At 40.9% G+C, this 11,581-nt stretch carries 12 protein-coding genes; 8 read left to right on the top strand and 4 right to left on the bottom strand.

Translation table 11 applies throughout. From position 1 onward, the window contains the following. Window positions 1-121: 121 nt before the first annotated feature. Complete coding sequence (locus AC3Z9T_RS04315) at window positions 122-664, bottom strand: GNAT family N-acetyltransferase (protein WP_490124964.1); 543 nt, start codon at window positions 662-664, stop codon at window positions 122-124. 130 nt (window positions 665-794) lie between these two features. Between AC3Z9T_RS04315 and AC3Z9T_RS04310 the strand changes: the two genes are divergently transcribed. Further along, window positions 795-1,637 carry a helix-turn-helix domain-containing protein gene (locus tag AC3Z9T_RS04310; RefSeq protein ID WP_490124963.1) on the top strand — a complete coding sequence of 281 codons (843 nt, stop codon included), beginning with the start codon at window positions 795-797 and terminating at the stop codon, window positions 1,635-1,637. Between the two features lie 7 nt (window positions 1,638-1,644). On the opposite strand, the gene AC3Z9T_RS04305 is transcribed toward AC3Z9T_RS04310, so the two are convergent. Next, window positions 1,645-2,544 (bottom strand): LysR substrate-binding domain-containing protein, encoded by a 900-nt coding sequence (locus tag AC3Z9T_RS04305; RefSeq protein WP_490124962.1) that lies wholly within the window; start codon window positions 2,542-2,544, stop codon window positions 1,645-1,647. A gap of 173 nt (window positions 2,545-2,717) precedes the next feature. Between AC3Z9T_RS04305 and AC3Z9T_RS04300 the strand changes: the two genes are divergently transcribed. From AC3Z9T_RS04300 to AC3Z9T_RS04275, 6 genes are all read left to right on the top strand, one after another. Beyond that, window positions 2,718-3,902: an MFS transporter gene (locus tag AC3Z9T_RS04300; protein WP_490124961.1), complete on the top strand. Its 1,185-nt coding sequence runs from the start codon at window positions 2,718-2,720 to the stop codon at window positions 3,900-3,902. Window positions 3,903-3,981: 79 nt separating this feature from the next. After that, window positions 3,982-5,199 (top strand): MFS transporter, encoded by a 1,218-nt coding sequence (locus AC3Z9T_RS04295; protein WP_490124960.1) that lies wholly within the window; start codon window positions 3,982-3,984, stop codon window positions 5,197-5,199. Between the two features lie 93 nt (window positions 5,200-5,292). Then, the gene (ada, locus tag AC3Z9T_RS04290) at window positions 5,293-6,372 is read left to right on the top strand and encodes a bifunctional DNA-binding transcriptional regulator/O6-methylguanine-DNA methyltransferase Ada (RefSeq protein WP_490124959.1); all 1,080 of its coding nucleotides are present in this window, start codon (window positions 5,293-5,295) and stop codon (window positions 6,370-6,372) included. A gap of 133 nt (window positions 6,373-6,505) precedes the next feature. Beyond that, window positions 6,506-7,756 (top strand): adenosylhomocysteinase, encoded by a 1,251-nt coding sequence (locus AC3Z9T_RS04285; protein ID WP_490124958.1) that lies wholly within the window; start codon window positions 6,506-6,508, stop codon window positions 7,754-7,756. Window positions 7,757-7,775: 19 nt separating this feature from the next. Next, on the top strand, window positions 7,776-9,044 hold the full coding sequence (locus AC3Z9T_RS04280; protein WP_490124957.1) for a NupC/NupG family nucleoside CNT transporter: 1,269 nt from the start codon (window positions 7,776-7,778) through the stop codon (window positions 9,042-9,044). 18 nt (window positions 9,045-9,062) lie between these two features. Continuing rightward, the gene (locus AC3Z9T_RS04275) at window positions 9,063-9,716 is read left to right on the top strand and encodes a Crp/Fnr family transcriptional regulator (protein ID WP_490124956.1); all 654 of its coding nucleotides are present in this window, start codon (window positions 9,063-9,065) and stop codon (window positions 9,714-9,716) included. Here AC3Z9T_RS04275 and AC3Z9T_RS04270 read toward each other — a convergent pair. Further along, window positions 9,705-10,319 carry a TetR/AcrR family transcriptional regulator gene (locus tag AC3Z9T_RS04270; protein ID WP_490124955.1) on the bottom strand — a complete coding sequence of 205 codons (615 nt, stop codon included), beginning with the start codon at window positions 10,317-10,319 and terminating at the stop codon, window positions 9,705-9,707. The two genes, AC3Z9T_RS04275 and AC3Z9T_RS04270, sit on opposite strands and share 12 nt — an antisense overlap. A gap of 94 nt (window positions 10,320-10,413) precedes the next feature. Here AC3Z9T_RS04270 and AC3Z9T_RS04265 point away from each other — a divergent pair, with 94 nt between their 5' ends. Continuing rightward, window positions 10,414-11,172, top strand: coding sequence for a DJ-1/PfpI family protein (locus AC3Z9T_RS04265; RefSeq protein WP_490124954.1), 759 nt, complete (start codon window positions 10,414-10,416; stop codon window positions 11,170-11,172). Window positions 11,173-11,395: 223 nt separating this feature from the next. Here AC3Z9T_RS04265 and AC3Z9T_RS04260 read toward each other — a convergent pair whose 3' ends face one another. Beyond that, window positions 11,396-11,557, bottom strand: coding sequence for a hypothetical protein (locus AC3Z9T_RS04260; protein ID WP_490124953.1), 162 nt, complete (start codon window positions 11,555-11,557; stop codon window positions 11,396-11,398). Window positions 11,558-11,581: the final 24 nt, after the last annotated feature.

Raw genomic sequence — 11,581 nt, 5'->3', positions numbered from 1 at the left:
GCAAACTTGCAGTGTCTTGTAACAAAAAACCTGCATAAATAGTCACATTCGTATTCATTGTGACAAAAAAAGATTAAAAAAAGAGCTACCTAGGGTAGCTCAAATAAAAATAGTTATAAAATTATTGTGAATTTAACCATTCTTGATAAGTGATCCGGCTTGTCTCTTCTACTTTAGTGTCGCCAATTAACTCAATATATTGAGGAGCCAATGTCGCATAATGGGTAAAGCCACACTTTTCTTGAGCAATTTTGGATTGCTCGTTACCTTGAAAATAGCCACACCAGAGATTATCCAGTTTTAAATCATTAAAGGCATGGCGCATAATTTCTCGTACAGCTTCTGGTATTAAGCCCTTACCCCAAAATGGTACGCCTATCCAATAACTCACTTCAGCATCGTTTTCACCGATTGGGAAATTGCTATCTGCACTAAGAGATAAACCGATCAATCCAATTGCCTGATTATTCTCTTTTAATGCAACGGCGTATATTTCATCACGCATAAATATTTGTTTGATAATAGTTTCGCTTTCTTCAACGCTTTGATGTGGCGGCCAACCGGCAATGGGCCCAATACGTTCATCTTTTGCATAGCGATAAAGATCTTCAGCATCACTGAGCTGCCAAGGTCGTAAAATCAGTCTTTCGGTATAAAGTGTCATTTGTTCATCTCTTTATTGATAAATTGATGAAAGGTATTTTAGGTATTTTTGTGATATATATAAGCGCAAAACCTCGTCATTTTAGGTACTTTTGGCAACTATAGTGAATTATCAATAGGGTGATGGCAGCATGCTTAACTTATTAAGTCATCAATACAGCATTGCTAATAAGATCAGTGTAGGGATATCAACACTCGACAATATGGTGTTATTACCTTTAATGCCAAGCTATGTTTCGGTGCTGATTTGTAAGCGTGGATGTGCGGTTTTTAATATCAATTTCACGATTCATGTTGTTAAGAAAAACGACATTATTGTGTTGTATGATGATACTTACGTGATGCTGCAAAAGCGATCGCGTTTAGCACAATTTGACCTTATTTTATTAGAAAAATCATTTGCGTCTGATGTGGCATTTAAATTACCAAATTCACTGTTTGCCTTCTTTAATCAATCCCCTGTGCTGCAAGTCGCTTCGTCGGAACAAGTCGCGTTGCAGCAATGGCAGGCGCTATTGACCTACATGATCCAACAAGAAGGTGAATTTACTGAGTTAATGTTATGTCATCATATGCAAAATTTTTTTCTGCTGGTTGCTGAAAAGATCCCTGCAACGCCGTTACAACAAAAAACGCAACGTAGTCGTAAAGAGCAACGTTGTTGGCGTTTTTGGAATATGATCACGGAACATTGTCGGGAACAACGTGATGTCCAGTTTTATGCACAAAAGTTATCGATTACGCCGTTTTATTTATCACAAATCACCCGCGATTTTTTTAATGATGCACCAAAGGCCTTGATAGACCGACAAGTTGTGTTGGAAATAAAGGCGTTACTAGGTACTGGTAAACTGTCAATTAAAGAGATTGCGGCTACCTTAAACTTTGATGACACTTCTTATCTATGTCGTTATTTTAAGCGACATACGGGACTAACCTTATCTGATTTTAAAAAACAGGTGGCACAAATTTAAATAGATTTCAATGAGTTTCAATTTGGGTACTGTGTTTTTTAACAAAATCAATAAAACAGCGTAATCGTGGCGAAATCGCTTGATTACGATAATAAACTGCATGAATGGGTTGTCTGAGCTTATTGGTTTGAGCGGTCAATATTTGCACCAACTTACCATTAGCAAGTTCCTCATAACTGACAAAATCAGAAGAGAGTAATATCCCGCTGCCATGGAGCGCTAAATGGATCAAAACCTCACCACTCGAAGCTGAAATATCCGGTGTAATTTTCAACGGAGTCCCATCAGCCATACTCAATGGCCATATGTTTAATGATTCAGGTGTGGTGAAACCTAACAAACGATGATTGGATAAATCTTCAATACTAGTAGGGACGCCGTATTTTTTAAGGTAAGAGGGGCTAGCGAGTAAGCGTCGTTGGCTGTAACCAATCAATGTTGCATTCAGTGATGAGTCTTTCAATTCGCCAATACGAAAGGCAACATCGGTTTTTTTCTCCAATAGGTTGGTGAAACCTTCAAAGTTGGTGATTTCTAATTCAATTTGCGGATACTGTTCACTAAACAAGGGGATCAGCGGGGCGATGATACGGGTTAAAAATGGGGTAGATGCATCGATGCGTAATTTACCGGAAGGGATGACCTGGCGAGTTGACAACATTTCTTCAGCTTCTTGAGCCAATTGAACTATCTCTCGCGATTTTTGCAAAAATGCGGCGCCTTCATCACTGAGTTTAATTTTACGGGTTGTTCGATAAACCAGAGTGGTCTGTGTTTTTTGTTCGAGCCTTAGTAATGCTCGACTTACCGTCGAGATCGTCATGTTGAGCTGTTCTGCGGCCGCGGTTATCGAACCACAATCAATGACACTAATAAATACTTGTAACTCTTCAAATGTGATCTTCATCTTTGCAATATCCGCAAAAGTTTTTCTCACCTTAACGGCTTTTTCATTGTCGATCAATATGGAAAAATTGCGCCACATTAGATAGTTCGCAAGTAAATATTTTTCTGTTCAATGATTCGAAATGCCACCGAGTAAGTATGTAGTTCGAATTATTGTGAGCAATAAGGTTAATTATGAAAATCAATACAGCACTACTCGCATTATCCATCGGTGCTTTTGCCATTGGCGTGACAGAATTTTCCCCAATGGGGATGCTGCCTTATATCGCTGATAATTTGAATGCTTCTATTCCTTCTGTTGGTGCGATTGTTATTATTTATGCGCTAGGTGTCATGATAGGGGCACCCATCATGACATTAATTTTAGTTAGACATCGTCCTAAGTATGCTTTGATCTTTTTAATGTCAATATTTGCAGTGGGTAATTTATTATCGGCAATGTCGCCTGACTTAGTGACACTGTCACTTTCTCGCTTTGTGACCAGTCTAAATCATGGCGCATTTTTTGGCCTCGGCGCTATTGTTGCGGCAAGTGTTGTTCCACCAGGCAAGCAAGCGAGTGCGATTGCCGCCATGTTTATGGGACTGACTATCGCCAGTATTGGTGGGGTTCCTTTGATTACAAAACTGACTCAAGTGATCGGTTGGCGACAAGCGTTTTATCTGATTTCCGTATTGGGACTCATCACCATTATCAGTCTTGTTTTGGCGTTGCCTAAACATTTAACGGGGCAAAGCGTAAATGTGCGTGAGGAGCTGCGTATTTTACGCAAACTACAAGTGATGTTAGGGATGTTGAGCACAGTACTTGGTGCTAGTGCCATGTTTACTTTATATACCTACGTGACACCTATGTTGATGGTATTCATTAATGCATCAGACCAAATGGTAACATTGATGTTGATGATTATTGGTATTGGTTTAACGGTTGGTAACTATATTGGTGGTTTGTTTGCTGATAAATCATTGTATGGCTCATTATTTGTTTTCTTTTCCATGTTAGCGCTGAGTATGGCTATTTTCCCAACCATTGGCACGACCCCGATTGGTGCAGGTATTGGGCTCGCATTTTGGAGTATTTTCAGTTTCAGCATTGTGCCGCCGTTGCAAATATTGGTCATGAAAGCGGCAACAGGTGCGCAAGCTCTAGCTTCTTCTGTGAATATTGGCGCGTTTAATTTAGGTAATGCGATCGGCGCTATGATTGGAGCAAGTGTCCTTTCTAATGGTTTCAGTTACTCAATGGTTAGCTATATGGGAACAGTGGTCGCCCTATTGGGAATATTGGTTCTGTGGATAAAAGCTCGCCAGCATGCCAAACAAACAGCACCTCAACAGGTCGCGTGTCTTTCGGATTAAAAAGCAATTAACGGAATGTTGCAGATGAAGACCTTTAATTATGTTAAGGCATGATTAAACAGAGTATTAAGGTCTTTATATGTCAGATGAAAAACTGTTTGGAAAAATAGCTTGGTCTAATTTGTTTGCACAAATGTCAGAACAAGTGGCTCTTGCGACGGCACCTTTGGTTGCCGTCCTCTTATTACAAGCAACGGCAAGTGATACAGCATGGCTGCAAATGATGCAAACGCTGCCATTTCTATTGATCTCTCCATTTATAGGCATACTCGCCGACCGTTATAGTGCGCGTAATTTAATGATTGGTGCTGAGATCACGCGAGCCTTTGTGCTGAGTTTGATTTTTGTCTTGTTGTTCTCACAACAATTGACATTGCCATTATTAACCTTGTTAGGTTTTATGGGGGCCGTTGGTACGGTGATGTATAACGTAGCAACGCCAACCTATGTGCCTGCGGTGATCTCAAAGACAGAGCTGCTTTCAGCAAATCGATGGATTGAACTGGCTCGTAGTTTATCTTATACCGCAGGGCCCGCACTGGGCGGGATACTTGTTGGCTATGTTGGCGCACCTTCCGCTTATATTAGTGCCATCATGCTGTCTATTGTGGCTTTTAGCTTGCTGTTGTGCTTACCAAAAGAAAATAAAATCAAACCGCCATCTCGCTCAATATTTAAAGATCTGTATGAAGGGGCTCAGTTTATTATTAAGCATTCATTGTTACGGCCCGTATTATTCACTGCATTATTTTTCAATACGTCATGGTTTATCATTCAAGGGATATTTGTGGCTTATGCAACGACGCATATTGGCTTAGAACCATCACAAATTGGTTTTGCGATAGCCGTATATGGCGGTGGCATGATCATTGGTGCTATCAGTTTGCGTTATTTATCACATTTACCTTATGGTGTTTTAGTTTTGCTTGGTCCTTGCAGTGGTTTACTGGGAGCGATTGCTTTTTTACTGACTGTTTGGTCTCCATCAATTGTTTGGGTTTGGTTAGGCTATTTTTTATTTGGCGCAGGGCCGACAATTTGGACGGTATCTACCGTGTCATTACGCCAATCGGTCACGCCAAGTCACTTAATGGGGCGAGTGTCCGCATTACTGCTGACAACATCCTTTGGCGCTAGGCCGATCGGTTCTGCCGTCGCGGCCATCGTTGCACTGCGATTTGGTGTAGAATATTGTTTATGGCTGGCTTTATTCGGTTTTATATTACAGCTGGTGGTTTTATTAACCTCAAAAATACCGTCACTAAAAGTATTACCAACGCAATTAGTTGGAGAATAAATGATTTGCGAATTAAAAAGCAAAAGATGGAGTTCGTTGTTGTGCGCAGTTATCAATAATAGCGTCAACATAGACAGGACGGAGTAGATTATCATGGCAACAACAAATAAATGGTTAAATGATGAAGCACGTTGGCAAGCAGTTGTTGAGCGTGACAAATCTGCTGATGGCTATTTTGTATATGGTGTTCGCAGTTCTTTAATCTATTGCCATCCATCTGCGGCGGGGCGTTTACCAAACCGTGACAATATTGAATTTTTTGATAATGAGCAGCAAGCCATAGAAAAGGGCTATCGCTCAGGAAAACGTAGTAATAAACAAGCTTCACAGCTGGAACATTTTTACCAAGAAAAAATCGCTCAGGCTTGTCGATATATTGAGCGGAGCAATGGTAGCGTCAGATTAGATGAGATTGCCGCTTTTGTGGGGATCAGCCGTTATCATTTTCATCGCTTATTTAAAATTCAAACTGGGCTGACACCTAAAGCGTATGCAGATGCATATCGCCATGAAAAATTACAGCAACAACTGCAACAGCAGCCACGTATTACTGATGCAATTTATGATGTGGGTTTTAGTTCAAACAGCCGTTTTTATGAAACTTCAACTGAACGCCTTGGCATGACACCAACTGCATGGAAAGCCGGTGGAGATGGTTCCAAAATTTACTTTGCACTGGCAGCTTGCTCATTGGGGGACGTTTTAGTCGCACAGAGTGAGGTGGGGGTGTGTGCCATTTTATTAGGCGATGATCCGGAACGTCTATTACAGGATCTACAAGATAAATTTCCTCAAGCAGAGTTGATTGGTGGTGATAATCAATTTGAACAATTAGTTGCACACGTTATTGGTTTTATCGAAGCCCCTGAAATTGGCCTAAATTTACCCCTAGATATTCGAGGAACGGCTTTTCAACAACGAGTTTGGCAGGCGTTACGCACAATTCCAGTGGGAACAACCGTGAGTTACAGTGATATCGCTAAACAAATTGGTAACCCCAAAGCGGTCAGGGCGGTGGCGGGGGCTTGTGCCGCCAATATGTTGGCGGTGGCGATACCCTGTCACCGCGTAGTTCGCAATGATGGCGCATTATCAGGTTATCGCTGGGGGATCGAACGTAAACGTAGCCTATTAGATAAGGAATCGCTAGTCAGTAATCCGTTTGAAAAATAACCGTGAATAACTATTGTTTGCAATTATTATATCTCGTTAACACTTTTCCAACTTAATATGGGCAAATGACCTGTTGTGACCATCCAGCCTTTTGTATGTTTTGCTGCAACTAAAGCAACACCAAAAGGAATAGATGATGGTCACAAGTATCTACAAAGATTTGTCATTAGCGCCAGCAGGCGAGCAAAAAATTGCTTGGGTGCGCGCCCATATGCCACTGTTACGTGCTCTTGAAACACGTTTCACACAAGAAAAACCTTTCGCAGGCAAACGTATTGCCTTATCTATTCACTTGGAAGCCAAGACCGCTTATCTAGCCCAAGTATTTGCGGCGGGTGGGGCAAAAGTTTCTGTTACTGGCAGTAATCCGATGTCCACTAAAGACGATATTGTGGCAGCACTGGTCAAAAATGGCATTAATACATTTGCTATTCATGCTGCCAGCGCTCAAGAGTACCAGCAGTTTGTCAAACAAACCTTAGCTTGTGAACCCCATATCGTTATTGATGATGGCGGTGATTTGGTGCATGAACTGCACAGTGTTTACCCTGAGTATGCAAGTCATGTAATTGGTGCTTGTGAAGAAACAACAACGGGTGTGTTACGAGCGATGGCTCGCGAAAAAGGTGCTGAGTTGAATTTCCCTGTTATTTCAATCAACGGAGCACAATCAAAACACTTGTTTGATAACCGTTATGGTACTGGGCAATCAACGTTTGACGGCATTATGCGTACCACCAATCTCGTGATTGCGGGTAAAAAAGTCGTTGTTGCTGGTTATGGCTGGTGTGGCAAAGGCTGTGCAATGCGTGCTAAAGGGCTCGGTGCCGAAGTCATCATTACAGAAATCGATCCGATTAAAGCTTTGGAAGCAAAAATGGATGGTTTCGAGGTCATGACGATGGAAGCTGCGGCGCCTCTCGGTGATATTTTTGTGACTGCAACAGGCTGCTGCGATGTATTAACGGATGAGCATTTCAATTTAATGAAAGAAGGGGCGTTGATCAGTAACACTGGGCACTTTGAAGATGAAATCAATCTTAAAGCATTGCAAAGTATCAGTGTTTCTACCTTTGAAGCACGTGAAAATATAGAAGCTTATCATCTACAAAATGGTCGTACTGTTTATTTACTGGGCCGTGGTGCACTGGTGAATATTGCCTGTGCTGATGGCCATCCTGCCGAAATCATGGATATGAGCTTTGCTTTGCAAGCACTTGGCGCAGAGTACTTGTTAAAACATGAGCTCGAAAACAGAGTCTATGCGGTTTCTGATGAAATCGACAGCGAAGTCGCTCGTTTGAAATTGCAAGATATGGGGGTTGCTTTCGATAAGCTCAGTGACAAGCAATATCAGTATTTAAATGCGTTTGAGCTGAAGTAAAAATAGGCGGAGGACGTGAATGTCGATACTGAATAGCCTTTTGGGTATTGCAGTCATCTTATTGGTTGCCTACCTGTGCTCGAACAACCGCCGCAGGATCAGTCTGCGGCTTGTTTCCATCGCACTGCTAATGCAATTTTCCTTTGCATTTTGCATGCTTTACCTCCCTGCCGGTAAGCAGGTTATGATGTGGATGGCTGATAAGGTCACTGCATTATTAGACTATACCCAGACAGGAACCCAATTTTTACTCGGTGGACTAGCGACAGATAAAATGTTTGACCTGCTAGGCGCAGATGGGTTTATTTTCGTTTTCAAAGTATTACCTGTGTTGGTGTTTTTATCAGCACTATCGGCCTTGTTATTCCATATTGGCATTATGCAAAAGCTAATCATTTTGATTGGTGGTGCATTACACCGCTTATTGGGAACTTCACGTGCCGAGTCAATGTCATCTGCTGCGAATATTTTTCTGGGGGTGACAGAGGCTCCGCTGGTTATTCGTCCTTATTTAAAATATTTGTCATCATCGGAATTTTTCACCATTTTAGTGGGGGGAATAGCGTCGATAGCGGGCACGGTATTACTGGGTTATGCACAATATGGCGTTAAAATAGAATATTTGCTTGCAGCATCGTTTATGTCTGCGCCAGCAGGGCTGTTATTTGCAAAAATATTTTTCCCTGAAACCAAAGAAAATAGTGATAAGCACACCACAGCAACATCCATGAAAGGGGAAAAATCAGAGTATCGCAATAGTATCGATGCAGTTACTCAAGGTGCTAGCATAGGTGTCAGTATGGCACTAAACATTGCAGGTATGTTGTTGGCATTATTGGCAATCATTGCAATGTTTGATGGCATCATGATGTGGGCAACGAGTTTCATTGGCTATGAGGTTTCACTCACCCAGTTGATTGGTTGGTTGTTTTCACCTGTAGCATGGTTGCTAGGCGTTGATTGGCACGAAGCACAATTTGCAGGGCAATTATTAGGGCAAAAAGTATTATTCAATGAATTTATTGCTTATGCTAATCTACAGCCTTATTTGGATGGCACAATCCTGCCTGCGACAGGGGAAGCGCTTAGTGTGAAAACACAAGTGATCATGTCTTTTGCACTGTGTGGCTTCACCAATATTGGCACTATCGGTATTGCAATAGGTGGAATTGGTGCAATGTGCCCTGAGCGCAGAGGTGAGCTAACTAGCATCGCATTTAAAGCATTTGGGGCAGCGATTTTAGCCAACTTAATGAATGGTGCAGTGGCTGGATTAATTTTAGGTTAACGATTAAATGGTGGCAGTATGATGGATGAAACGCCTTTTCGTGAGTTATGGCTGAAGTTTAGTGAACAAGAGCTATTGCCCGATGTTGATTGGCTATTTCGTCATGCGCCATCTTCAGTTAAAAACACTTTTTGTACTATTCATTTACAAGAAGGCTATAAATTAATCCATCAAGGCACTGAGAACCAATATACCTACATTATTATTGAAGGTGAGTTTGTGGTAAACAAACTCGCCGACAATGGTAAAGAATTGGCATTGACCTTTTGCTATAAGGGCGAGTTTTTAGGGGAGATGGAAGCACTGTGTCAACAAAAACAGTACTGCTATGATGTGATTGCCTTAACAGATGCAAGGGTGATCCGTATTCCAACCGATAGCTTTTTGGTTTGGTTATCTCAAGATCACCGCTTATCAATTTTATTAAATCGTCAACTAGCAAAACGCTCGCTAATCAATGGCGAACAACGTTTAATGACGGCGGTCGATTCGATAGAAAAAAATCTGTTATATATATTAACGCAGATTTCAAGTCACCAAATTCGCCTACCGCGAGAAACGCTAGCGGCCATTTTAGGCACATCACGTCGCCATTTGGATAAAGTGTTGTTTAAATTAAAAGAGCAAGGAATGATCCGACAAGAAGGTCAGATCATACTGTTAAGCAACTAATAACGGCTGTAAAAATGAATCAATTGATGCTTCAACGATGGCGGTTAGTTCTTCTCGTGACTCGCCGGCACGTGCTCTGAGTGAAATAGAGTGTAATATGGCGGTCAATAATTGAGCGGTTATATGTGTATTCACTTGTGACATGAGTTCCCCACGGTTCACTGCTTGTTCTAACGCCTCGGTGACTTGCTCCGTTTGCGCGTTAATCACACTCATCAAATGTTGTTGTATTTCAGGAATATCTACTTCAGCAGCCGCAGTAGAAAGCACCATACAGCCAATATGGCCATCCGCTCCAAGATACATATCAATACCAACCGCATAGTAGCGTTGAAGACATTGCTTTATGGTGTCCCCCCCTCCTTGGTATGTTAGAGCGTCTTGATAACGCTTCCCTGCAATACCATTAAAATGCTCAATTGCCTTTTCATACATGGCAAATTTATTGCCAAATGCCGCATAAAGGCTGGGTTTATTCATTTGTGTGCTATTAACCAAGTCATCCATTGATGTTGAGGTGTAACCTTTTTTCCAAAATAGCTCGGTAATGTTATTGATGGCAGATGTACTGTCATAATTACGAGGGCGACCCTTTCTTTTCATTTTTGTACCATTTAGTAAAAAATCATTTACTGATTATAAAATAGATGCCATTATTTTACCAATCGGTATGAAAATAAATAGTAGGAAATCTTTCATGACAATTATTGATAGTATTTACGGCAAAACCACGCAGTCGATTGTTTCTCTCGTGGAGCAAGGGCGCGCTCAGCAAGACCGTTTGCTTAAAGTTGGCATATTTGTTTGCCCAGGTTTTATGCCAATGGATATTAACGGTGCACAATCGGTATTTACCATCGCTGGAGCCGATATCTATTTTATTTGGAAGCATAGAGAGTTGGTTGAGGGATATATCGGTTGGCCAACGATGCCAACCATGACTTTTGATGAATGCCCTGAAGATTTGGATGTATTAATCGTTGGTATGGTTCCTCCTGAAATGGTTGAAGACCAAGAGATTCTTAATTTCTTTGCTCGTATCGCGCCAAAAACTAAATTTGTGATAGCCACCTGTTATGGAACATTAGTCTTAGGCGCAGCAGGTTTGCTGGTTAATCGTCGCGCCACCAGCAATTCTAATGTCGTACCGATGTTAAAGGATGTTGGTGCATTTCCTGTTACAGGCAGTGAGGTGGTGATTGATGGCAATATCTATACGTCAGGCCCCGCTACGGGGTCATTCGACGCTTCCTTGCTGGTGCTAGAGCAATTAAGAGGAACAAAACTGGCACAATTGGTTGAATTAGCGATTGAATATGACCCGAGACCACCGTTTAAAACGGGATCACCACAGTTAGCAGGGTCTGAAATGACGGCAATTTCGCAATCGCTGACGGCATCGATTAATCAGCAATTTCACCAAGCAGCAATTAAGGGATTTAATTTAACTAAGTAAAAAAATAAAAATATTGCAGCGCTATTATGTAATAATATAACTCAGCGCTGCTAATGTCCATTTATTAAAAATAAATATTTAGCATAGAGTTAAATTGAATAAATTAAAGCAAGATAATTTAGGGTATATCGTTAGTCACTATTTATTATAGTGTGCTGATCCGAGTGCGTATCCTTTATTGAATAACCATGAACTTAATTTATATAATTGATTTTTAATGTTTTTATATTTTTTGATTTTTGTATTTTTCATATTTACCTCTATTTTTAAATGAGTAATATAAATTCCTTGTTAATCTAAATATTACTTTCACCAGCCAAACAAACGGTTGAACTAAAATAAATTTAGAATAATGTTTACCGCTCTTATTATGTTCATATTCCATATAAGTTTCCTCGTTTGACTTATT

This window comes from Providencia sp. 6390, assembly GCF_058148425.1.
This window is presented reverse-complemented; position numbering and strand designations above follow the sequence as displayed.